This is a genomic window from Streptomyces sp. NPDC020801 (assembly GCF_044334385.1).
Classification (GTDB): Bacteria; Actinomycetota; Actinomycetes; order Streptomycetales; family Streptomycetaceae; genus Streptomyces.
This window is the reverse complement of the sequence record NZ_JBIRST010000009.1, coordinates 126,106-148,279: the sequence shown is the minus strand read 5'-3', so window position 1 is coordinate 148,279 and position 22,174 is coordinate 126,106. Positions and strand designations below refer to the sequence as shown.

Annotated in this window: 18 protein-coding genes; 8 read left to right on the top strand and 10 right to left on the bottom strand. The window is 72.5% G+C overall.

What is annotated here, in order from left to right; genetic code table 11:
• Positions 1-22 precede the first annotated feature (22 nt).
• On the top strand, positions 23-1,663 hold the full coding sequence (locus ACH4UM_RS20380; protein WP_398180956.1) for a recombinase family protein: 1,641 nt from the start codon (positions 23-25) through the stop codon (positions 1,661-1,663).
• A gap of 131 nt (positions 1,664-1,794) precedes the next feature.
• On the opposite strand, the gene ACH4UM_RS20375 is transcribed toward ACH4UM_RS20380, so the two are convergent.
• From ACH4UM_RS20375 to ACH4UM_RS20360, 4 genes are all read right to left on the bottom strand, one after another.
• The gene (locus ACH4UM_RS20375; protein WP_398180953.1) at positions 1,795-2,154 is read right to left on the bottom strand and encodes an ASCH domain-containing protein; all 360 of its coding nucleotides are present in this window, start codon (positions 2,152-2,154) and stop codon (positions 1,795-1,797) included.
• The gene (locus tag ACH4UM_RS20370; protein ID WP_398180950.1) at positions 2,151-3,266 is read right to left on the bottom strand and encodes a hypothetical protein; all 1,116 of its coding nucleotides are present in this window, start codon (positions 3,264-3,266) and stop codon (positions 2,151-2,153) included. The genes ACH4UM_RS20375 and ACH4UM_RS20370 overlap by 4 nt, the downstream gene beginning before the upstream one ends.
• Before the next feature lie 653 nt (positions 3,267-3,919).
• Positions 3,920-4,360: a hypothetical protein gene (locus ACH4UM_RS20365; RefSeq protein WP_398180947.1), complete on the bottom strand. Its 441-nt coding sequence runs from the start codon at positions 4,358-4,360 to the stop codon at positions 3,920-3,922.
• A 55-nt stretch (positions 4,361-4,415) separates the two neighbouring features.
• On the bottom strand, positions 4,416-5,648 hold the full coding sequence (locus tag ACH4UM_RS20360; RefSeq protein WP_398180945.1) for a helix-turn-helix domain-containing protein: 1,233 nt from the start codon (positions 5,646-5,648) through the stop codon (positions 4,416-4,418).
• 308 nt (positions 5,649-5,956) lie between these two features.
• Between ACH4UM_RS20360 and ACH4UM_RS20355 the strand changes: the two genes are divergently transcribed.
• On the top strand, positions 5,957-6,772 hold the full coding sequence (locus tag ACH4UM_RS20355; RefSeq protein ID WP_398180942.1) for a sulfite exporter TauE/SafE family protein: 816 nt from the start codon (positions 5,957-5,959) through the stop codon (positions 6,770-6,772).
• Positions 6,773-7,025: 253 nt separating this feature from the next.
• On the opposite strand, the gene ACH4UM_RS20350 is transcribed toward ACH4UM_RS20355, so the two are convergent.
• Positions 7,026-9,722 carry a helicase-associated domain-containing protein gene (locus ACH4UM_RS20350; RefSeq protein ID WP_398180940.1) on the bottom strand — a complete coding sequence of 899 codons (2,697 nt, stop codon included), beginning with the start codon at positions 9,720-9,722 and terminating at the stop codon, positions 7,026-7,028.
• 143 nt (positions 9,723-9,865) lie between these two features.
• On the opposite strand from ACH4UM_RS20350, the gene ACH4UM_RS20345 reads away from it, so the two are divergent.
• Positions 9,866-10,864, top strand: a complete 999-nt coding sequence (locus ACH4UM_RS20345) for a hypothetical protein (RefSeq protein ID WP_398180938.1) — start codon at positions 9,866-9,868, stop codon at positions 10,862-10,864.
• A 225-nt stretch (positions 10,865-11,089) separates the two neighbouring features.
• Positions 11,090-11,779 (top strand): HAD family hydrolase, encoded by a 690-nt coding sequence (locus ACH4UM_RS20340; RefSeq protein WP_398180936.1) that lies wholly within the window; start codon positions 11,090-11,092, stop codon positions 11,777-11,779.
• On the opposite strand, the gene ACH4UM_RS20335 is transcribed toward ACH4UM_RS20340, so the two are convergent.
• Entirely contained in the window at positions 11,755-12,006 is a 252-nt protein-coding gene (locus ACH4UM_RS20335; RefSeq protein WP_398180933.1) for a hypothetical protein, read from the bottom strand. The genes ACH4UM_RS20340 and ACH4UM_RS20335 overlap by 25 nt on opposite strands.
• A 166-nt stretch (positions 12,007-12,172) precedes the next feature.
• Between ACH4UM_RS20335 and ACH4UM_RS20330 the strand changes: the two genes are divergently transcribed.
• Positions 12,173-12,556 (top strand): cold-shock protein, encoded by a 384-nt coding sequence (locus tag ACH4UM_RS20330; protein ID WP_398180930.1) that lies wholly within the window; start codon positions 12,173-12,175, stop codon positions 12,554-12,556.
• 34 nt (positions 12,557-12,590) lie between these two features.
• Here ACH4UM_RS20330 and ACH4UM_RS20325 read toward each other — a convergent pair whose 3' ends face one another.
• From ACH4UM_RS20325 to ACH4UM_RS20310, 4 genes are all read right to left on the bottom strand, one after another.
• On the bottom strand, positions 12,591-13,499 hold the full coding sequence (locus ACH4UM_RS20325) for a 1,4-dihydroxy-6-naphthoate synthase (RefSeq protein WP_398180927.1): 909 nt from the start codon (positions 13,497-13,499) through the stop codon (positions 12,591-12,593).
• Complete coding sequence (locus tag ACH4UM_RS20320; RefSeq protein ID WP_398180924.1) at positions 13,489-14,262, bottom strand: futalosine hydrolase; 774 nt, start codon at positions 14,260-14,262, stop codon at positions 13,489-13,491. Before ACH4UM_RS20320 ends, ACH4UM_RS20325 begins: the two co-directional genes overlap by 11 nt.
• Positions 14,232-14,705 (bottom strand): DUF2771 domain-containing protein, encoded by a 474-nt coding sequence (locus ACH4UM_RS20315; protein ID WP_398180922.1) that lies wholly within the window; start codon positions 14,703-14,705, stop codon positions 14,232-14,234. The genes ACH4UM_RS20320 and ACH4UM_RS20315 overlap by 31 nt, the downstream gene beginning before the upstream one ends.
• Positions 14,706-14,857: 152 nt before the next feature.
• Positions 14,858-16,291, bottom strand: coding sequence for an MFS transporter (locus ACH4UM_RS20310; RefSeq protein ID WP_398180919.1), 1,434 nt, complete (start codon positions 16,289-16,291; stop codon positions 14,858-14,860).
• A gap of 455 nt (positions 16,292-16,746) precedes the next feature.
• On the opposite strand from ACH4UM_RS20310, the gene ACH4UM_RS20305 reads away from it, so the two are divergent.
• The 3 genes from ACH4UM_RS20305 to ACH4UM_RS20295 all read left to right on the top strand — a co-directional run bounded on the left by ACH4UM_RS20305 (position 16,747) and on the right by ACH4UM_RS20295 (position 22,172).
• Positions 16,747-17,670 (top strand): DUF3027 domain-containing protein, encoded by a 924-nt coding sequence (locus ACH4UM_RS20305; protein WP_398180917.1) that lies wholly within the window; start codon positions 16,747-16,749, stop codon positions 17,668-17,670.
• A 183-nt stretch (positions 17,671-17,853) separates the two neighbouring features.
• Positions 17,854-20,991, top strand: coding sequence for a sacsin N-terminal ATP-binding-like domain-containing protein (locus ACH4UM_RS20300; RefSeq protein ID WP_398181412.1), 3,138 nt, complete (start codon positions 17,854-17,856; stop codon positions 20,989-20,991).
• 332 nt (positions 20,992-21,323) lie between these two features.
• Entirely contained in the window at positions 21,324-22,172 is an 849-nt protein-coding gene (locus ACH4UM_RS20295) for a hypothetical protein (protein WP_398180914.1), read from the top strand.
• Positions 22,173-22,174 lie beyond the last annotated feature (2 nt).

Here is a 22,174-nt window from a genome sequence, read left to right as displayed (position 1 = left end):
CCTCCGGAGATAAGGTCGTCTCATGACAGAACCAACGCCTGTCACAGCACGGGCTATGCCCCGTGCCCGACGCCGGAAGGGCGTCCCGGCCAGCGCGCCGGGGATGCGCGCCGCTATCTATGTTCGCCTATCGCGCGAAACCGACGAGACGACTTCGCCGGAACGTCAGCGCGCGGCCTGTGAAGCGCTGTGCGAGGCACGCGGCTGGGAGGTCGTGGCCGCCGAGGAAGACATCGATGTCTCGGGCTTCTCACGCGGGCTCGACCGGCCGGGACTGCAACGCATCCTGACCAGGCTCGCCGAGCTGGACGTGATCGTGTTCTTCAAGATCGACCGGCTTGCGCGCTCGACGGTCGACTTCGCGGAGATCATGCGACTCGCCGAGCACCAGAGCGTTGCGCTCGCGTCGGCGACAGAGCCGCTCGACCTCACGTCGTCCATGGGCCGGGCCATGGCGAAGGTGATCGCGGTCTTCGCTGAGCTGGAGTCCGACACCATCGGCATGCGGGTGTCCAGCGCGCACGAGCACCTGCGCCGCGAGGGCCGCTACACCGGCGGTCGGGTCCCGTACGGGTACATGGTCGTCCCCAACCCCAACGGGGCGGGCAAGGTCCTCGCGGTCAACGAGGAAGAGGCCAAGACGATCAAGAGGATCGTGGAGCGGGTTCTGACCAAGGACTCGCTCATGCAGATCATCAACGACCTCAACAAGGAGGGCGTCCCGTCGCCCGGCCACTCCTCACGCCAGACCTCGGGCAAGCGCAGCGACTCCAAGCAGTGGTACACGACGACGCTGCGGAGCTTGCTGGGCAACCCCCAGTTGCTCGGCCAGGTCATCGAGGACGGAAAGCCGATCCTGCGGACGGACGGCCTGCCGCTGGTCAACCGGCCGCCGATCCTCGACACGGACACCTGGCAGACGCTCCAGGACGAGTTGGAGCGCCGTGCCAACCCCGGTGAGAAGCGCCGGGAGGGGACGTCGCTGCTGCGCGGCATCATGCACTGCGGAGTCTGCGGCGAGCGCATGTACACCTTCAGCGGGCGCAACGGTCAGCTTCGGTACCGGTGCATCGGCCCGCTGAAGTACCGCCAGCGGGCGGCCAAGGGGGAGGAGAAGGCGGGCGTGAAGTGCTACGGGCCGACCGTGGCCGGGGTGACCACCGAGGAGCACGTCACCGAGCAGTTCCTCGCGAAGTACGGCCACCTTTCCGTGATGCGGATGGTCCAGGAGGTGGGAGAGGACTTCCGCCCGCAGATCAGGCAGGCCGAGGAAGCGTTGGCCGACCTGCAAAAGGATCGCTACGACCGGGGCCTGTTCAGGGGCGACGACGGAGCGATCCGGTACGCGGAGCAGTACGCCAAGCTGGAAGAGCGACTGGCAACCCTGAAGGAGAGGCAGCGAACGGCGAAGCCGGGCGGTGTGAAGGCGGAGCCGACCGGAGAGACGCACGCCGAGCAGTGGAAGCGCTCGGACGTGGCCGGTAAGCGAGATCTGCTGTTGAACGCGGGCGGCTACGTGGAGGTGGCACCCGCGCGGCGTGGCGGCAAGAAGCTGGACACGTCGCGTCTGTCGGTGTACTTCGGCGAGGAGGGGCACATGCGGCGGGCGGCAGCGGCGAAGGAGAGCGGACAGGAGACCGAGGCGGCTGACAACCAGGGCTGACGCCAACGTCACCGGACACACGCAGTGGCACATCTTCTTGTGGGCGTCCGCCGCCCGCAGCACGGGCACGAGCGGCGGACGCCAGGAAGCCGCAAGCAGTCCCCTCGGGGGAGCGGGGACCGTGCGGCGGGCTACTGGGGCGGCAGCTCGATTTCGATGGCGAGCGCGCCGAGCGCTTCCTTCTCCGCCGGGTAGATATCGCGGATGTTGGCGAGCTGCTGCTCGCGGGGGGAGGCCGGGTTGACGTTCGCCGGGCCCTCTCCGTCAAGCAGTTCCTCGAACGACTTGTACTCCGTGACCCGCTTCACCAGGACGTCACACGTCTCTTCGGTGCCCTTGATGCGGAAGCGGATGACGTCTCCAGCGGCCAGGTCTTCGAGGTGGGGGTACTTCACCCGCACCTCGATCGTCTTCTGACCAGCGGCGACCAGGTCGAAGTAACGGCGGTAGAGGTTCAGTTCACGGACGCGCGCGGCGGCAGTCTCCGTCATGGGGCGGGAACGCTCCTGGTTGTTGCAGCGGACATGAGCCGGCCGAGTTCACCGGCCGAGTACGAGCGGAAGAAATGGCGGGGGTCGGCGAGTAGCACGTCGGTCAGACCGAGAAGGCGATCGACGTACTCTCCCAACGAGCCAGGCCACTCGCGGGTGTCGAGCATCCACGGGGCCGCACCGTCGGGCAAGGGCGCGCGTCCCTCGCGGATGAGGGACTTGGACAGCTTCGCGCCCGTGTCCGTGACGACCTGGGGGCAGAAGAGCCGGGCGGTCATCTGTCCGCGAGTGAGGCCCACGGCCTGTAGGGCGCCGTCGACGAGAAGACAGCCGGGCATCCAGTCGCTGCCCTTGACCATGACGTACAGCGTGCCTCGCGCTCCAACGACCGCCAGTTCCTTGACGAGGTTCCGGTACAGCGTGGCGAGGTCGAGGTATGCATCGCTCAAGGGTTCAATGACGACGTCGTATTCGCCGTGGTGCAGGCACACAGCCGAGATGGTTGCCCGCTCGAAACCGTCGTCACGGACGTGGGTGCGTTCGGCGTACTTCTCGGCCCACCCGCAGCCAGGGCGCGGGCAGGGAACACGAACGTGTGGCACGCCGGACGACGGAGACAGGTGCCAGCGTGCGGCGTCCAGGCGGGGCAGCAGGAGCAGCCAGGTACGGCGGAAGTGCTCGCCCGCCTGCTGCTGGCTGTAGGTCTCGACGGAGTACGGCACGTCCAGGCGCTCGGACAGCGCGGTGAACAGCGGGCGGTACAGCTTGTCGATCTGGTCAGCGATGCCCACCTCGCCCAGGGCGTGCACGTAGGCCCGCTGGTATCGGTGACCGGTCTCCTTGTCGGTCACGATGGCGTACGGGGCGTTGTCGAGTGCGCCGAACTGGACTTCAGCCGGTACGCCGAACCTGTCCCGGATCCGGGCCGCCGTGGCGAACGTGAGTGACTGAACCAGCGACGTGCCGACGTGCGGTGCTCCGTTGATCTGCGTTCCCATCACGAACACGATGCGCTCCGGAGCCACCTGGGCGATGTGCGGCCTCAGCAGGTCCTCAGCATTCGTCAGCGCGTTGGCGAGCACGGTGTTCGGCGATACGGGATAGATGGTCACCGCGTCTTCCCCTCGGTAGATGGGCAGGGCAGCGCCGCAGAGCGGCGGGTGTACGTTCAGCGGTTCACCTGCGATTGCGTGGTGGACCCGCCCCCGCGCCGGGGGAAACCGGAAAAGACGCGGGGGCGGGAGTCATCGGGTCGGACGACGCCCGCGGGGACGTCGGTGACGGCCCGCCCTCACCGAGGGGTGGGGTAGCCCCCCGGCCAGGGCAGGATGCTGCGGAAGACGAGGCCGGCGAGTCGGCAGCGGGTACACGCGGAGGCAGTACCGAGCGTCGTAGTCCGTCACGGTGAACACGAAGACGCGGCCTGCGGCGAGGGCTCGAAGGGCTTGCTCGTACGCCGGATCGCTGTCCGCCCACGCCCGTAACTCGACATCGGGGCGCGGGACTTCGGGGCCGGCAGGGATGAGCGGCGCGTCGCGGAGGCCCAGGGCCCCGACGTCCGGAGACAGTAGCCGCGCGAAACGATGCGCGGACGCTCTCAGCCACCGTGCCGCGAGGCGTGGGGAACGGCCGCGATAGGTGGTGGCGAGCAGGACCTCGCGGGAGCCGCTGAGGTCACCGGCAGTGGCCTCACACCGGAATGCGACGGCAGGTCGCACGAAGGCACGTGCAGAGGTCGGTGGGGCGAGCTTCAGCACGGCCGTGCTCACCGCCGACGATCCTGAGCCGATTCCCTCGCCTTGATCATGCGGCCGAGCTGGTTGTAGTACAGCTCGACTTGCGCAGGGGTGAGGACGAGCATCGACTCGCAGACGCCGCCGTCCTCGTAGTGGACGGTCACCGCCATAGCGGCTTGCTGCGCACGCGGGTCGTACACGGCGTCGCGCTTCACGGGCGTGACGTGCGTGACCGGAACCGGCACGGGGCGGAGGGTGCTTCCGTCGGACCTTGCGCGCCAGTCCACGCCTCCGCCAGGCGGACGGAGTTGGTAAGACGCCGAGCTGTCGCTTGGCAGGGCGACGACGACCCCGATCGTTCCCGCCTTGGCCAGATCGATGGCAAGGTCGCCGAGGCGGGGATGGAAGGGGCTGCCGGCGCTCAAAGCGCTCTGGGACGTGGGGAGTTGCTGTGAGGTTCGATCGGCCATGCCCCGAAGCTAGGTGGATGATCGGGGCCCAATATGAATCGCAGGAATACGGCCCCTACCCGTCGAGGTGGAAGCGGCCTGACATGCGACGCAGCTTCTCACGACTGCTCGCCCGCTCGGCGTACACGATGCTGCGCAGGGTTGACCGGGCGATGGGATGGTTCCGGACGAGCTGGGGGGCGATGACCTCCGCCTTCTCCAGTTCCTTCAGCGCCTTGTCGCGGTTCCCGTCCCACAGCCACGCACGGGCAAGGTCCATGTGGTGGTGCCCCTGGCGGGAGTTGGGAAGAGACGCGATCAACTCCTTGCTCGTGCGCCGGTTTATCGACAGCGCCTCACGTTGCTCGTGCATCTCCAGTGCGACGCTGATCGCGTGGATCTGCACGTTGCCAGCCGAGAAAGTCAGACTGTGGCGGTCGTAGATCGGAGGGTCGGCGGCCTCAGCCATCCGCTTGGCCGCGCTCCGGGCATGCTTGATCCGATCCTTCGCTTCGGCCTTACGACCACCCCGCGCCGCCGAGACTGCCGCGCGCAGTTGCAGTGACCCCCATGCCCGCACGGCCAACGGCTCACCACGGTCGTACTCCCGCTGCACGCTGCGAATCGCCTTGTCAGACAGGGCAACAGAGTCGTCCCAATCCGCGGTGGCCCACATGTCCCACACGCGCATCCAGTCGGCGACGGCAGGCATCACCGGGTCGCCGGACAGCCGCGCCGACCATGCGGCCCGTTCGCATGCCATGGCGACCAGTTCCGGGTGTCCAAGGGCGTGCGCGGCGGTGTGCGCGAACTTGCAGCACACCGCGTAGATGGCGTACGCCTCTTCCTGCTCGTGGCCCGTGGCGACTTCGGCCAGGGCGCGCGCCTCGCGGAACAGGTCGGGGAGCACCTGCACGATCGCCACGTTCGCGGCAGCGTCGCGGAGGCGATGCAGGCGGGTGGTTTCCTGCCACAGCTGACCGGCTGGGCGGGGGGTTCCGTCGAAGACGGGAGCGAGGTCGTAACGGCGCAGCTCCCGCATGATCGCGGCGGCAGACACCTGCCACTGATTCTCGGCCGGGGTAGTGCTGTTGTACGGACGCCCGATCAGGTCGTTCGGGTGTACGTGCAGTTCCGAGGCGAGCAGGTTGAGCAGGCCGACGCGGTCGAGTTCGATGTGCCCGCGTTCCATCTTGGACACCCAGCCCTGTGTCTTGCCCAGGGCGGCAGCGAGGTCGGCTTGCGTCATGCCGAGGCGGAGCCGTGCGCGACGTGCGCGACGGCCGATCTCTTCGGCTTCTTCCAGCATCAGCGCGCCCCCCTGTAGGTGAGGCGCCGGCGGTCCTGCATGCGGCGAGGCATCGTGCTCCATCCATCGGGCTTCTACCCTTGACGGTACCGAGGCCGCGCGACTCGTGTGCAGAGCTACGGGTCAGGAAGTGCTTGCCAACACATTCAGCAGCCCCTGGGACCACGTACCGAGTGAATCGATGGGGCCGGGCGTGGACGCCGATGCTCAGAGGTCTGGACGAACCCTGAGCGGACACCCGGTGGATTCCGCCGAATGTGAGGTCGTGCCGTAGCCGACAGGGGCAGCCACCAGCGAGGATGCCCGTCGTGACTTCTGACCAGAACCTCGCTTCCCTCCGCTCGACGCACTCAGCACCCATGGTGTTCGGTGCGGGAGCAGCCATCGGCGTTCTGGGCGGCATGATCGGCTTGGGCGGCGCGGAGTTCCGCCTGCCAATGCTGATCAGCCTCTTCGGGTTCGCTGCGCTCTCAGCCGTCATCCTGAACAAGGCGATGAGCCTGGTCGTGGTCATAGTCGCACTGCCCGCCCGCCTCGCAGCGGTGCCGGCCGCCGAGGTCGCGTCACGCTGGCCCGTCACGGTCAACCTGCTAGCCGGCAGCGTCCTCGGTGCCTGGGCCGGAGCGAGTTGGGCGGTACGCATGCGTTCAGCCACCCTCTACAAGGTGCTGGCCGCGCTGATGGTCCTCATGGCCGCCGCCCTCGTGGTCACCCACGCCACCACCCTGGACACCCTGGCACTACCGCTCTGGGCTCAGATCCCTGCTGGCGTCGTGGCCGGGTTCGGCATCGGGGTCGTCGCCGCGATCATGGGCGTCGCTGGCGGTGAGCTGCTGATCCCGACGATCGTGCTGCTGTTCGGTGAGGACATCAAGACTGCCGGAAGCCTCTCCCTGCTGGTCTCCCTGCCCACCATGCTGGTCGCCTTCGCCCGCTACAGCCGCGACGGCAGCTTCGCCGTACTCGGCGCCAACATCCGCTTCACCGCCGTCATGGCCGCAGGCTCGATCGCTGGCGCCCTCCTGGGCGGGCTACTGGTCGGCCTGTTCCCGGACGTGGTCCTCATGCCCCTGCTGGCCGTGATCCTGCTTGTCTCCGCGGTCAGGCTGGCCCATCACAACTGACTCCGACGGCAACCCTGACGGCAACGACAGCAGACGGAACCCCACTGACCAGGCAAACCGCTCCACAGCTCGGACCTATCCCTTAGTGTGTGCATCACGCCTGATCGTATGGACGATCAGCGGACCATTCACGCGCGGCTGCCTTTCTGCACTGAAGCTGCCTCAAGCCGTGGCGGGCCGGCTCACGACATCGCCCGGCCAAACGTCCAGTGTGCCCTACCGGCGGGTGATCACGGCTGGACCGTCCGGACGGTCACTGCTGGTCGTCCGCGAGCTCGGCGACCCCGGTGACCCGGTGCAGCGGATAGGTGCGGACCTCGTCCGCGGTGTGGTCGTAGGCCGTCACGAAGCCGCCCTCGACGCGGATCGGCGCGATGACGCGCTGGCTGGCGGCACCCTCGGCGTTGACGTAGCCGATCCACAGCGCCTCGCCGGTCAGGACGGCGGCCTGCATGGTGGCGAGGGTCTCGGCGGAGCTGGTGCGGGGCAGCTCACCGCCCGTCACCGGGGCCGCGGTCGGTTTGCGCGGGGCGGTGGAGGCCAGGTCGCCCGCCCGGATCGCGCGGATCGCGGCCGACAGCAGCGTGGCATCGGGGGCCGGCGGGCCGTCCGGGACCGGTTCGGGGGCGGTGCGCGGCGGGGTGCGGCGGGAGTCGGCGCGCGCGATCAGGACGTCGCCCTCCGCGGACTCGGCGGCCGGGGCGTAGCCCATCGAGCGCAGGCCCTCAAGGAGCGTGGCCGGGTCGGCCTGCGTGGCCAGCACGGTCGGCGCGAGGCGGCGCAGGCGCAGGCCGGCGGAGCGCTTGTCGGCGAGGATCTCGTTCAGCAGCGCGTCGTCGTCGCAGCGCACATATGCCGAGGCGGCGCCGACCCGCAGGTGCCCGTGCCGCCGGGCCACGTCGTCGATCAGGTACGCCAGCGGCTGCGGCACCGGGGTACGGGAGTGCTCGGTGAGGAAGGCGTGCAGGTCGGCGGCGCCCCGGCCGGCGTCCAGGGCGCGGCGCACGGAGGCCGGGGTGAACCGGTAGACGGTCGCGCCGCCCTTGGACTCCACGTCCGCGAGCACGCCCAACATGTCGGCCAGCGGTCGTCGCAGCGGGCCGGGCGCCACAGCCGTCAGGTCCGCCTGGAGCAGGACGTGGTCCAGGGGCTCGGGCAGCAGCGGGGCGAGGACGCGGGCGGCCGCGGCGGAGGCGCCGGCCTGTTCGGCGGGGGAGAGGCGTTCCCGGGGGGCCGCCGGATCACGCCCCGGAGCGGGGGCCGCCGCGGTCGCGGCGGGGGCCGCCGCCTTCGCTCCGGTGGCTTCCGGACGATCCGGCGTGGGCCGATGGTGCTTGTGGACGGGCAGCTTGTCCCCCGGCCCCGCGGACCCGGGCGCGCGGCCGGGCGCGGACTCGCGCCCGGCATGGTGCTCGGCCGCCTCCGCGGGGATCTCCACGGCTGGCCTCGCGGGCGGCGGCCCACCGAGCAGCGCCCGCCCGTGCGCGGACAGCGCCCCGCGCCCGGTGACGCCGAGCAGCTCCGCCTCGGACAGCGTCCACCGGGCGAGCCGGTCACGCAGGTCGTCCTCCGTGGGGGCCTGCTGGGGCCCGCGCAGCGGGCGCTCCCAGCGCAGCCGGGCCAGCACCGACTCGGCGGCCGGCGCGGCGCCCTCCGGCAGCGCGGCCAACAGGGTCAGCACCCGGTGCCGTACCTCCGGCGCGGCCGAGCGGTCCAGCCCCGGGCCGAGCGCGGAGAGCGCGCGCTCCTTCGCGTCCCGCCCGCCGACCAGCCCCGGCGTCCGGGTCGCGGCCAGCCATGCCTCGGCCAGGTGCACCCAGCGCTGGGCGGCGGGCCGCTCCAGCCACTCGTCGTAGGCCGGGGTCGCCGCGTACCGCTCGTCCGCCTCGCCGTCGGAGGCCAGCAGCCCGGCCGCGTGGGCGAGCTCGACCCAGAAGGCGGCCACCGGCTCCGGCACGTCGAGGGCGACGGCGGTGCGCTTGAGGTCCCGCACGCTCAGACCGCCCGCGCGCATCACGCCCGGCCCGCCCTCGTCCCACTCCTTCAGCAGCTCCTCGACGGTGGCCAGCGCGGCGTACGCCTGTCCGGCCGCCGTCGCGTCCACCATCTGCGGGCGGTGTGCCGCGGCCGCCTCGACGGCGGGCGGCACCGGCTCGGGCACGCGGTGGGCGCGGCCCTCGCGCAGGTGCAGGGCCACCTCGCGGGGGAGTACGACGGTGCCGGGTGCCGTCGGCAGCAGCAGACCCCGGTCGAGCAGCCAGCGCAGCCGGGGCGCCGGGTCGGGGGTGACCTGGCCGTAGGGCGGGCCCCACACCAGGCGGCCGAGCACGTCGAGGGAGTCGGCGGGGGCGTCGGCGAGCAGCGCGGCCATCCGCTCGCGGTCGGTGAACAGGGCGGTCAGCGAGCCGACCGCGGAGACGGAGTCATGGGTCGAGGTCAGCCCGGCCGTGGTCACGATCTCCTGGATCCGCCCCGGCGACATGCCCGAGGTCGCTTCCCGCACGGTCGGGCCGAGCCCTGTGGGGGAGGGGTGCTGCGGCGACGGGGCGAGCAGTTCGCGGGCCGTGCGCACCAGGCGCAGCCGGTCGTCGCCGCCCCAGACCAGGGCCTGTTCGCGCAGGGTGCGCAGGGCGCGGGGCAGCGCGGCGGCGACCGCGGGATCCCCGGCGTCGCCGGCCGTCAGCCCGAGCAGCTCCTCGTATGCCGCCGGGTCGCCGGCCACCGCCAGCGCCTCCGCCGTCTGCAGGGCGAACCGGTCCAGCCGCTCCAGGGCGCGGACCACCGAGGCGCGGGTCCCGGCGCGGGTGGCGAGCTGCGTGAGGTCGGTCGGGACCGGGGTGATGAGATCGGGACGGCTGCGCAGGAGCGCGCCCAGGGACGCGTCGTCGCGCGCGCGAAGCGCTTCGGCGAGCGAGCGGGGGGCTGCCGCCGGGTTCTCATCGCTGCTCATCCGACCCACGGTAGCGGGTGGGTGCGACGACGGGGCCCCCGTCCGCCGTGTGGGCGGCACGACCGCGGGCGGCCACGACGCCCTGCGCCACGCGGTACCTTCGTTCCCACGGGGTTTCCGGCCAGCCGCCCCGGAGGGGTTCCGTGGGGATCGAGAGCGACCAGGTCGTCTACGAGTACTTGAGCCGCGTCGGGGACGTCGCTCATCAGCGGCAGCTGTCCTCGGCCACCCGGATGCGCCTGGTCTCGGAGCTGCGCAACGAGATCGACCGGCGGCGCGCCAAGGCCGCAGTCGACAGTCCGGCCGCGGTCCGCCGCATCCTCGATCGGCTCGGCAGCCCCGACGAGGTCGTCGCGGCCGCGGGCGGCACCGGTGACGCAGGTGCGCGGGCGCCGTCCCCGGTCGTGCCGGTGCAGCGCGAGGCGGAGGAGGAGCGGCCCAAGGGCCTGCGCAGGGTCGTGCCGCGGCCGCGCCCCGCCCAGCCCGCGGCACCCCCGCCGTCCTCCGGCACCGCCGTCCCGCCGCACCTGGCGACCGCCGACGAACTCGGCGGCGCCGCGACCCGCCCCGACTGGTGGCGCACCGACGGGAGCCCCTTCGGAATCGGCGACGACGTGCCCGGCTTCGTGGGCGGTGTCGAGATCCCCGACCTGCTCAAGCCCCCGCCCCCGAAGAACCCCGTGCGGCTTCCGGAGCCCGCGCCGGACCCGGCAGCCGAGGCGGTCCCGGCCGTCGAGGCGGCCCCGGAAGCGGCCGAGGCGCCCACGCCGCGCCGGCGGCTCGCCCTGCCCCTGCGCCCAGGACGCTGGACCAACCCGCTGCTCCTGCTCGCCGCCGGACTGCTGGTCGTGGGCGCGGTGCTCGGCAACTGGTTCGCACTGCTGCTCGGCTGGCTCATCGCGTACGCGTCCCGCCGGCTGACCCCGACCGAGTCCAAGTGGGCCGTCATGGGCATGCCGGGCCTGGCCCTGGCCGCGGGCGCCTTCTGGCTGTGGGGGCGGACCAACGACCGCTGGGGCGCCCCCATCACCCAGGGCCATATGAACGAGGCGATCACCCAGACCTGGCCCTGGGTGGTCCGTGCCGCGGCCGTACTGTCGGCGCTGTTCCTGGTGTGGCGCTCACAGCGGCAGCAGCGATAGGCCCCTCTGCACCCTTGCACCCTGTAGGCCCCGTCACAGCGGCAGCGACAGGCCCTGCAGAGCTGCAGGGCCTGTCCGGCAATTCCCGCCGGACGCCGCCCGCTGATCCGGCGCGAATCGCCGGACAACGGCCCGGGCGGGCCGTGGGGACGCGGTCGGCGCCGGGCAGGTGCAGGTCACGGGCCGGACGGCCCGCGGTTCCGCCGCCTGGGCACAATGGCCCACATGATCTCGCGCCCGCTGACCGTCGGCTTCGACCTCGACATGACCCTCATCGACTCCCGCCCCGGCATCCACGCCTGCTATCTGGCGCTGTCCGAGCGGACCGGGACCCACATCGACGCCGACCTGGTGGTCACCCGCCTCGGGCCGCCGCTCGCGCAGGAGATGATCAACTGGTTCCCGGCCGATCAGGTCGAGCGCATGATCGGGCTGTACCGCGAGATGTACCCGACGACCGCCATCACCTCCTCGCCCGCGCTGACCGGCGCCCGTGAGGCCATAGCGGCCGTGCAGCGGGCGGGCGGACGCGCGATCGTCGTCACGGCCAAGAACGAGCCGCACGCCAGGCTGCACATGGAGCACCTGGGCCTGGAGCCCGACGCGGTGGTCGGCAACCTGTGGGCCGAGCAGAAGGCCGAGGCGCTGCGCGAGCACGGCGCGAGTGTGTACGTCGGCGACCACGTCGGAGACGTGCGCGGCGCCCGTACGGCCGGCGCGCTGTCGGTGGCGGTGGCCACCGGCCCGTGCGGCGGAGAGGAACTCCGGGCGGCCGGCGCGGACGTCGTACTCGCTGATCTGACCGAGTTCCCGAATTGGTTTTCGGACTACCGCGGAGTCTCTTCGGACGGCGACACGCGCGAGGCAACCGCTCACCGCGACGCCGTCGGTTACCGCGAGTCGCCGCGCGCCTGACGTCGTCCGGCGGCGATCGACCGGAGCACGCCCGCGCCCGCGATCAGGAAGCCGACGGCCATCAGCATGCTCAGGCCGAACATGAACGTCGGAAAAGGCCTCGTCCCGAGGAACAGCGGTGCCACCGTGACCAGAGTGGCCACCACACCGATGAAGAACACGATGGCACCGGCACGGATCAGCCGGTCACCGGCCTCGGCGGAATTCGTTTGGGTTTTGCTGCGCACCCGACCAGGGTAGTTCCCAGCGCGAAGGAACAACCGGGCGACGTCTTGTCACCCGGCCCAAGACCATTAGCCTTGGTACCGGCGGGTCCGGGTGCGACCCGCCCCAGTGCTATCAAGAGCCGTTTTCCGAAGCAGTTTTCCGACGAGTACGAGGACGAGGACAGACGTGCCTACCGGCAAGGTCAAGTGGTTCAACAGTGAGAAGGGCTTCGGCTTTCTCTCCCGCGACGACGGCGGTGACGTCTTCGTCCATTCCTCGGTCCTGCCCGCCGGAGTAGACACGCTCAAGCCGGGACAGCGAGTGGAGTTCGGGGTGGTCGCCGGGCAGCGCGGCGACCAGGCCCTGTCCGTGACGCTCCTGGAACCGGCCCCCTCGGTGGCCGCCGCGCAACGCAAGAAGCCGGACGAGCTGGCCTCCATCGTGCAGGACCTGACGACCCTCCTGGAGAGCGTCGCGCAGACCCTCGAACGCGGCCGCTACCCCGAGAAGACCTCCGGCAAGAAGGTCGCGGGACTGCTGCGCGCGGTCGCCGACCAGCTGGACGTCTGAGCGGGGGGCGTCCGGCCGGAGACCGTGGCCCGTCCTACGGGAAGTCCAGCGCGCCAGGGCCGAGGGGCGGAACGAGCCCCTCGGCCGCCGCGCGCGTGAGCAGCCCGCGGACCGCCGCGTAGCCTTCCTCGCCGAGGCCGGCGGTGAACTCGTTGACGTAGAGCCCGATGTGCTGGTCGGCGACGGCCGGGTCCATCTCCTGGGCGTGTTCCATGACGTACGGCCGGGAGACCTCCGGGTCCTCCCAGGCCGCGCGCACGGAGGCCCGGATCGACTCCGCGAGCCTCGTCAGCGCCGGCGCGCCCAGCGACCGCTTGGCGACGATCGCGCCGAGCGGGATCGGCAGCCCGGTGGTGTGCTCCCAGTGCTCGCCCATGTCGGCGAGCTTGTGCAGGCCGTAGTTCTGGTACGTGAAGCGCGCCTCGTGGATCACGAGCCCGGCGTCGACCTTCCCGTCGCGCACGGCCGGCATGATCTCGTGGAACGGCATGACGACGATCTCGCCGACCCCGCCCGCCCGTCGCCCACCACCCTCGACCGAGGGCCCTGCGGGCCCGCCCCCGGTGTTTCCGCCACTGTCCGCAGCCCACAGGCGGAACAGCAGGTAGGCCGTCGACTTCACGCTCGGCACCGCGACCGTGCGCCCCTTGAGGTCGGCCCCCGGTTCCCGGGTGAGGACCAGCGGCCCGCAGCCCCTGCCCAGCGCGCCGCCGCACGGCAGCAGCGCGTACTCGCCGAGGACGTACGGCAGCACCGCGTAGGACACCTTCAGCACGTCGAACTCGCCGCGCTCGGCCATGCCGTTGGTGATGTCGATGTCGGCGAACGTGACGTCCAGCGCGGGCGCGTCCGGGATCCGGCCGTGGGCGAGGGCGTCGAAGACGAAGGTGTCGTTGGGGCAGGGGGAGTAGGCGATCTGCAGCGGTCGGCTCTCAGGGCTCATGTGGGTTCCAACTCGTGAGGACGGGCGCGAGCTTCCCGAAGCCCTCGGTCAGGGCCGCGAGCGCGTCGCCGATGCGCCAGGCGGCGCGGTCGCGCGGACCGACGGGATTGGAGACCGCGCGGATCTCCAGCACGGGGACGCGGTGGGCGGCGGCCGCCTCGGCGACGCCGAACCCCTCCATGGCCTCGGCGAGGGCCCGCGGGTGACGGGCGCGCAGGACGTCGGCCCGGGCGGCGGTGCCGGTCACGGTCGAGCCGGTGAGCACGGTGCCGGCGCGGGCTCCGGTGGCGGCCACGATCCCCCGTACGAGTGCTTCGGGCGGATGGTGGGTGACGGTGCCGAAGCCGAGCTCGGTCACCGGCAGGAAACCCTCGCCGGTCTCGGCACCCAGGTCGGCAGCGGTGATCTCGTCGGCGACGACGAGGGAGCCGACGGGCGCGCCGGGCAGGAAGCCGCCGGCGATACCGGCGCACACGACGAGGTCGTAGGGAGCGCCGCCGAGCGCGGCGGCGGTCAGGACGGTGGCGGTGGACGCGGCGGCCAGGGCGGGGCCGACGCCGGCGGCGATCAGGTCGTAGCGGACCGCTCCCGTCGTCCGGTGCACGGCCGGTCCGGGCAGCCCGGGCAGCCCGGGCAGCGGGACCTCGGTGACCGGCTCCGTGAACGCCCGTGCCACCGCGTCCCGTTCGACGGGGACCGCGGTGGCGACGAGTACACGTGGCGAGGACGTGGTCAGGAGGCCTTCTTCAGCTGGAAGGACCACAGACCCGTCACGTCCTTCTCGCCCTCCTTGATGGTGATCTTCGTCGAGTTGCCGGTGGCGCCGTACTGGGAGTTGAAGAACACGCTGCCCGGGATCGTGCGATAGGTCTTCTTGCTGGAGTCGGTCAGCGGCTGATCGTTCATCAGGATCGTCCAGCCCTGGTCCGCGATCTTCGGGTCGACGCCGAAGCGCACGGTCTCGTCGGGGTCGACCTTGATCGACTTGATGTCCGTGTCCTTGAGGCACTTCGCCAGGTCGGCCATCTTGAGCGCGTTGCCGTCGTTGTAGCAGGTGGCTTCCGAGCTCACCGAGTCCTGGCCGACGGTGATCGTGGCCATCGGGGTCGGCTTGGAACAGGCCGACAGAGCGAGCAGTCCGGCGGACACGGCGCCGGCAGCGGCGACGGCGCGGCGGCGTCGCACGGCGGAATGCATCGAGGTCATGGCCGAAGGCTATCTGGCAGGCCCAGCCGTCCGGCCACGCGGGGGTGCGGCGTGCCGCCCGGCCGGGACGCGGTGTGGGGTACGGCGTGCCGCCCGGCCGGGGGCGGCCTGGGCACGGCGTACCGCCCGGCCGGGGGCGGGTGCCGCGCGTGTCACGCCACCCGTGGCCGCGCCGCGCCGCCCTGGCGGGCCGAGGCGAGCAGGCCGCGGACCGTGGGCAGCCAGCCGGCGGCCACGATCGCCGCGCCCACCGAAAGGCCCAGCACGCCGTTGAGCGGCAGCACGATGCCGATCGCGCCGCCCAGCACCCAGGCCATCTGCAGCAGCGTCTCCGAGCGCGCGAACGCCGACGTGCGCACCAGCTCGGGCACGTCCCGCTGGATCAGCGCGTCCAGGGACAGCTTGGCCAGCGCCTGCCCGAAGCCGGCGATCGCGGCCAGGCACGCCACCAGGAACGCCCCGAAGAAGAGCGCGGCCAGGATCGCCGCGCCCAGCACGATCGCCACGACGGTGACGATGATGATCTCCGGCGCCCGCGACCGCAGCCACGCCCCGACCGCGGTGCCCAGCGCGTTGCCCGCGCCCGCCGCGACCCCCACTATCCCCAGCGACACCGCCGCGCTCGACCCGGTCAGCGGCTGCTCCCGCAGCAGGAAGGCGAGGAAGAAGATCAGGAAGCCGGACAGACAGCGCAGGGCCGCGTTCGCGGCGAGGGCATGGGTGACGGCCGTACCGACCGTCCGCAGGCCGGGCCGCCTGGGCGGCTTGCGGTGCGGCCCGTGCAGATGCTGCTCGTCCGCCGCGAGCAGTGCCCGGTCCTCGCCCTTGGCCGAGTCGACCTTGGGCGGCAGGGAGAAGGACAGGAACGTTCCCGCCACGAAGATCACGAAGGCGCCGTAGAGCGGCCAGCGCGAGTCGAGGGCCTGCAGGCCGGCCCCGATCGGCGCGGCCACACCGGTGGCGAGCAGCCCGCCCAGGGTCACCCGTGAGTTCGCCTTCACCAGGGAGAACCGGGGCGGCAGCAGCCGGGGCACCACGGCGCTTCTGACCACGCCGTAGGCCTTGGAGGCGACCAGCACGCCGAGCGCGGCCGGATACAGCTCCAGGCCGCCGCCGGCCGCGGCCCCGGCGATGATCAGCGCGAGCAGCGCCCGGGCGAGCATCGCGCAGGCCATCGCGGCGCGCCTGCCGTGCGGCAGGCGGTCCAGGAGGGGGCCGATCACGGGCGCGAGGAGGGTGAACGGCGCCATGGTGATCGCGAGGTAGAGCGCGACCCGGCCGCGGGCCTCGTCGGTGGGCACGGAGAAGAACACGGTGGAGGCGAGCGCGACGGTGATCATGACGTCGCCGGCGCCGTTCACCGCGTGCAGTTCGATCAGTTTGCCGAGCCCGGACTCACCGGCGCCGTGCGCGTGGGTCGCCCGGCGGATGCCGCGGACCGCTCCGGTGACGGGGAGGCGCAGGGCGCGGCCGATCGCGCGGACGGACCCGCCGAACCGGCCCGAACCGCTGCCCCGGCTGCTCCCCTTGACCCCCTTGGCCCCACCGATCCCGGCGGTACCCGGGGGCGTCCTCGCGGCTGCCACCCCGTCATAGTGCCCCGGAACAGGCCCAGGTAGCGCCATTACGGCACGGATGGGACCGATCGAACAGAACGGAGGCACCCGGGCAGCGGCGCGGGGCGGTCCCGCCGGCCGGTCACGGCGACGGCGTCCGCCCTCGCCCGGGTCGGCGCGCACGAGGGGCCGGGATGCCCGCCTTCGCACTCGGCGAGAGGTGTGGGCGGGCGGGAAACCTCACCGCGGGGCGGTGAAGCGACCGTCGGTGTAGGCCGAGCGGCAGCGAGAAGGTAGCGTGCCTAGCGCGCCGTGGCGAACGTTCTCGGCCGCGCGCCTTACGGGCATACCGCAGAATGGATGACGTAGGTGCGCCCGAGCGCGATCGGGCGCGGACGTCGACGCGGTCCCCGGGTCCGCTCCGTCCGCCCCGCCGCCTTCAGGCCGGCGCACCCGAGAGACGGCGTAGGAGAGAAGCGATACCTGTGAGCGCAGCGACCACGCGAAGCCGCACCCCCGACCGCCTGTGCGCCGAGGCCGTCGACCTCGCCCGCGCCGCAGCCGAGGAGGCGGCCGCGCCCGGCGTCGTCGGTGAGCACGCGGGCCTGGTGTCCGAGGGTGACCGGGTCGTCACGCACTTCTTCGAGTGCAAGGAACTCGGGTACCGCGGCTGGCGCTGGGCCGTGACCGTGGCCCGTGCCTCCCGCGCCAAGATCGTCACCCTGGACGAGGCCGTCCTGCTGCCCGGCCCCGACGCCCTGCTCGCGCCCGAGTGGGTGCCGTGGAGCGAGCGCCTGCGCCCGGGCGACATGGGCCCCGGCGATCTGCTGCCCACCGACGCCGAGGACCTCCGGCTGGAGCCCGGCTACTCCGGCGAGGACGAGCCCACGCCGAACTCCCCGGTCTCCGAGGAGATGGCCGAACTGGTGGAGGCCGAGGACGCCGAGGTCACGGCGGCCCCGCCGAAGAACCTTCCCGCCGTGCCGTCGCGCGGCTCGATCGCGTCGGTCGCCGAGGAGCTGGGCCTGCGCCGCGCCCGGGTGCTCTCCCGGTACGGCCTGCATGTCGCCGCCGACCGCTGGGAGGAGGCGTTCGGTGCCAAGACGCCGATGGCGCAGGCGGCCCCGGCGGCCTGCGTGAGCTGCGGCTTCCTGGTGCCGATGGGCGGCTCGCTGGGCCAGGCCTTCGGGATCTGCGCCAACGAGTTCTCCCCGGCGGACGGCCGGGTGGTCTCACTGACGTACGGGTGCGGCGGGCACTCCGAGGCCGCGATCATGCCGAAGCCGCCGCAGCCGGCTCCGCCGGTGATCGACGAGACGCGGGTGGATCCGTTCCCGCTGCGGCCGGCGCGGGATTCGGGGTCGGTCTCCGTTTCCGACGACGAGACCGCCGAGCTGGGGCACTCCTAGGACCGGGACCCGGCCCCGGGCGCGTTTTCGTCCGCGGGTGCGCGGTGGCTCGCGCCCCTGGGGGCTGCCGCCTGCAGACCCCCGCTTCTGCTTTGACGGCCTCGTCCTCACTCGCCGGACGGGCTGACCTCCGCCCGCGCGGTACCTTCGGGGGCGTCCCCCATGAGGAGAGTGAACGTGAGCATGTTGGTGCAGCCGTCCGCCGGAGGCGATCCGTTCGCGACCGTGCGCCTGCGGCGCGGCGTGCTGGACGCCTGGGCGACCAGCCCGGCCCGGTTCCGTGAGGACGCCAACGCCGAGGAGGATCTGGTCCTCGGCGGCTACCGGGACCGGCTCGTCGTCGAGCTGGCGCAGAACGCCGCCGACGCCGCCGCCCGCGCGGGTGTGCCCGGCCGGCTGCGTCTCACCCTCCGCGACGGCGTCCTCGTCGCCGCCAACACCGGCGCACCGCTGGACGCGGCCGGCGTGGAGTCCCTGGCCACCCTGCGCGCCTCCTCCAAACGCGACAGCCCGTCGGTGGGCCGGTTCGGCGTCGGTTTCGCCGCCGTCATCGCCGTCACCGACGAGCCCGCGGTGGTCGGCCGGCACGGCGGTGTCCGCTGGTCCCTGGCCGAGGCCCGCGGTCTCGCCGAGGAGACCGCCCGGCACAGCCCGGGGCTCGGCGACGAGATCCGCCGCCGCGACGGGCACGTACCGCTGCTGCGGCTTCCGTTCGCCGCCGAGGGCACCGCCCCCGATCCGTACGACACGGTCGTCATCCTGCCGCTGCGGGACACGGCCGCCGCCGACCTCGCCGAGCGGCTGCTGCACGCCGTCGACGACGCCCTGCTCCTCGCCCTGCCCGGCCTCGAGGAGGTCGTGGTCGAAATCGGGGACGCCGGCCCCCGCACCCTGCGCCGCCGCACTGAAGGCGCGCTGACCGTCGTGGAGGACACTCGCGAGGGCACGACCCGCTGGCGTACCACCGCCGCCCACGGGCCGCTCACGCCCGAACTCCTCGCCGGCCGGCCGGTGGAGGAGCGCCTGCGCCCCCACTGGTCCGTGACCTGGGCCGTCCCCGTGGACGCCGACGGCACCCCGGCCCGCCCCCGCACCAGCCCGGTCCTGCACGCGCCCACGCCGAGCGACGAACCCCTCGGCGTACCGGCCCTGCTCATCGCGTCGTTCCCGCTGGACTCCACCCGCCGGCACACCGCGCCCGGCCCGCTGACCGACTTCCTGGTGCGGCGCGCGGCCGACGCCTACGCCGAACTCCTCGCCGACTGGCGGCCGGTGACCGAGGGGATCATCGGCCTCGTGCCCGGCCCGCTGGGCAAGGGCGAACTGGACGGCGCGCTGCGGCAGGAGATCCTTCAGCGGCTGCCGCGGACCTCCTTCCTGCCGCCCGCCCTCGAGCCGAAGGAACACGACCGCGACCTGCCCGAGTCGCTGCGGCCCCGGGACGCCGAGGTGGTGGAGGGCGCGGGCGCCGGCACCGTGCGCGTCCTCGCCGAGGTGCTGCCCACCCTGCTGCCCGCCGGACTCGAACGGCGCGTGGAGCTGCGCACGCTGGGCGTGGCCCGTCTTCCGCTGGCCGACGCCATCGACCGGCTGGCCGGTCTGGAGAAGGAGCCGGAGTGGTGGTGGCGGCTCTACGACAGCCTCGCGGGCGTCGACCCGGACCGGCTCTCCGGGCTGCCCGTGCCGCTCGCCGGGGGCACCTCCCAGGCGTTCGGCACCGGGGGAGGCCGTACGACGATCGGGCCCCGCCAGGTGCTGCTGCCCGCCCCCGGCGCCGCTTCGGCCGACCCGGAGATCCTCGCCCGGCTCGGCCTGAAGGTCGCCCATCCGGACGCCGTCCACCCGATCCTGGAGAAGCTCGGCGCCCTGCCCGCCACCCCGCGCGCGGTGCTCACCACCCCGCAGGTGCGGGCCGCGGTCGCCGCCTCCCTCGAGGAGGACGCCGGTGCGTGGGACGAGGACACCCCGGACGCCGAGGAACTGGCCGACACGGTCCTCGCCCTCGTCCGGGACGCGGGTCTGGAGCCCGGCGACGAGCCCTGGCTCGGCGCGCTCGCCCTGCCCGACGAGGACGGCGAGCTCTCCCCGGCCGGTGAACTGGTCTTCCCCGGCGGCCCGTTCGCGCAGGTCATGCGGGAGGGGGAACTCCCGGCCGCCGACGCCGAGCTGGCCGGGAAATGGGGTGAGCAGCCGCTGGCCGCGTGCGGTGTGCTCGTGGACTTCGCCCTCGTACGGACCACGGACGTGGTCCTCGACCCCGACGAACTGGAGCCGCGGGAGGGGGACTTCCCCGAACCCGACGACCCCGGGCTGCTCGACGCCGTCGACGTGTGGTGCGAGGACATCCTCGACCGCTTCCCGGACACTCCCGTGCCGCCGGTCGCCACCGAGATCGTCGCCGTGCGCGACCTGGACCTCGTCGACGACGACGAGTGGCCGCGGGCCCTCGCCCTGCTGGCCCGGCCGCCCCTGCGGGACGCGCTCACCCAGCCGGTGCGGATCCTGCTGCCGGACGGCACCCACGAGGTCGTACGGCCCTACACCGCCTGGTGGCTGCGCGGGCACCCGGTGCTCGGCGGCCGCCGCCCGGCCGGGCTGCGTGCCGCCGGCTCCGACCCGCTGCTGCGCGGCCTGTACGACGAGGCCGACGCCACCGGCTTCGACGACGAGCAGGTGCTGCGCGCCCTGGGCGTACGCACGTCCGTGGCCGCCCTGCTCGCCGAGCCGGGCGGCGCCGCCGAACTGCTGGACCGGCTCGCCGACCCCGAGCGCCCGGTGACGGCCTCCCAACTGCACGCCTTGTACGGCGCGTTGGCCGAGCTGGACCCGGAGCAGGTGACGCTGCCGGACGAGCTGCGGGCCGTGGTCGACGGGCGGGTGGAGGTCGTGGACGCGGCCGACGCAGTGGTGTGCGACTCCCCGGACCTGCTGCCGTTCACGTCCGGCGTCCCGCTGCTGCCGGTACGGCCGGCGCGGGCGGCCGAACTGGCCGAACTGTTCCAGGTGCGGCGGCTGAGCGAGTCCGTCACCGGATCCGTGGACTCCGCGGGCACCGAGCACGACGTACCGGAGTCCGTGCGGGTGCTGCTCGGCCCGCGCACGCCCGGCACCTACGTCGAGCACGAGGAACTCGTCGTCGACGGCACCGAGCTGGACTGGCGCCTGACCTCGGACGGCGTACTGCACGCCGCGACCCTGGAGGGGGTGGCCGCCGGCCTCGCCTGGGCCTCCGGCCAGTGGCCGCGCCGCTTCGAGGTGGCCGCCCTGCTGGAGGACCCCTCCCGCACGGAGGAACTGGCCCGGGACCGCTGGTTCGACTGAACCGGGAAGCCGGGAAGCCGGGAAGCCGGGAAAGCCGGGAAGCCGGGAAGCCGGGAAGCCGGGAAGCCGGGAAGCCGGGAAAGCCGGGCAGTCGAGAAAGCCCGAAAGCCGGGAAAGCCCGAAAGCCGGGAAAGGTCGGACGGCCGGAACTCCTGAAGGCGGCGGCGTGCGACCGGGCGCGCGCCCCTTCCGGGGGCCGTGCAATGCGGACGTCAAGCGTCGTGCATGGAGCGGCAAAATCCGGATCGGCGGCCGCAACCCTCCCCGCCGGTGACGGATCTGATCAGCGAGTCAACAGACTCCACCATCACTTCTCCACCTTGGGGAACGCAATGCGCATACGAGCCACCGTGGCCGCCCTCACCGGCGCCCTGGCCCTCACCGCCTTCGCCGTGCCGGCCGCGCAGGCCGCCGGCTCCGTCCCGGCCACCGGGACGGGCGGGACGCCGTACACCCTGAACGTAGGCTTCTCCAATCTGAAGATCGCCTCGGCGATCAAGGTCGGCACCACCAACGAGGTCAGCACCACCGTCACCTACACGCTGACGCACGGCGCGGACGTCGACATCACCGCGAGCGACTTCTACACCGACGCCTTCCTCTACCGCGGCGACTTCGCCAGCCCCTCCAGCGAGCTCTACGGCGACAACCCGGCGACCTGCACGGCCACCTCGTCGACCACCGCGAACTGCAAGGGCACCATCGACATCTACCCGGCCGACGGCGACCTGAAGATCGCGGACGCCGGCAAGTGGACCGCCGCCGCCGAGGCGGTCGCCTTCAACGGCCAGGACCAGAACAACCCCGACATGAGCAAGGTCGGCTACAAGGACCAGGACGCGCTGGGCAGCACGCTGGTGCAGCGCTACTCCAAGCTGACGGCCAACGCCGGTCCGGAACCCGTCGCCAAGGGCAAGACGCTGACCACCACCGGAAAGCTCTCCCGCGCCGACTGGGACGACCACCTGTACCACGGGTACGCCAACCAGCCCGTCAAGCTGCAGTTCCGCAAGGCCGGCACGAGCACGTACACCACCGTCAAGACGGTGTACACCGACGCCTACGGCAACCTGAAGGCGACCGCCACCGCCCAGTACGACGGCTACTGGCGCTTCAGCTTCGCGGGCACCACGACCACCCCGGCGGTCAGCGCCACGGGTGACTACGTCGACGTGCAGTAGGC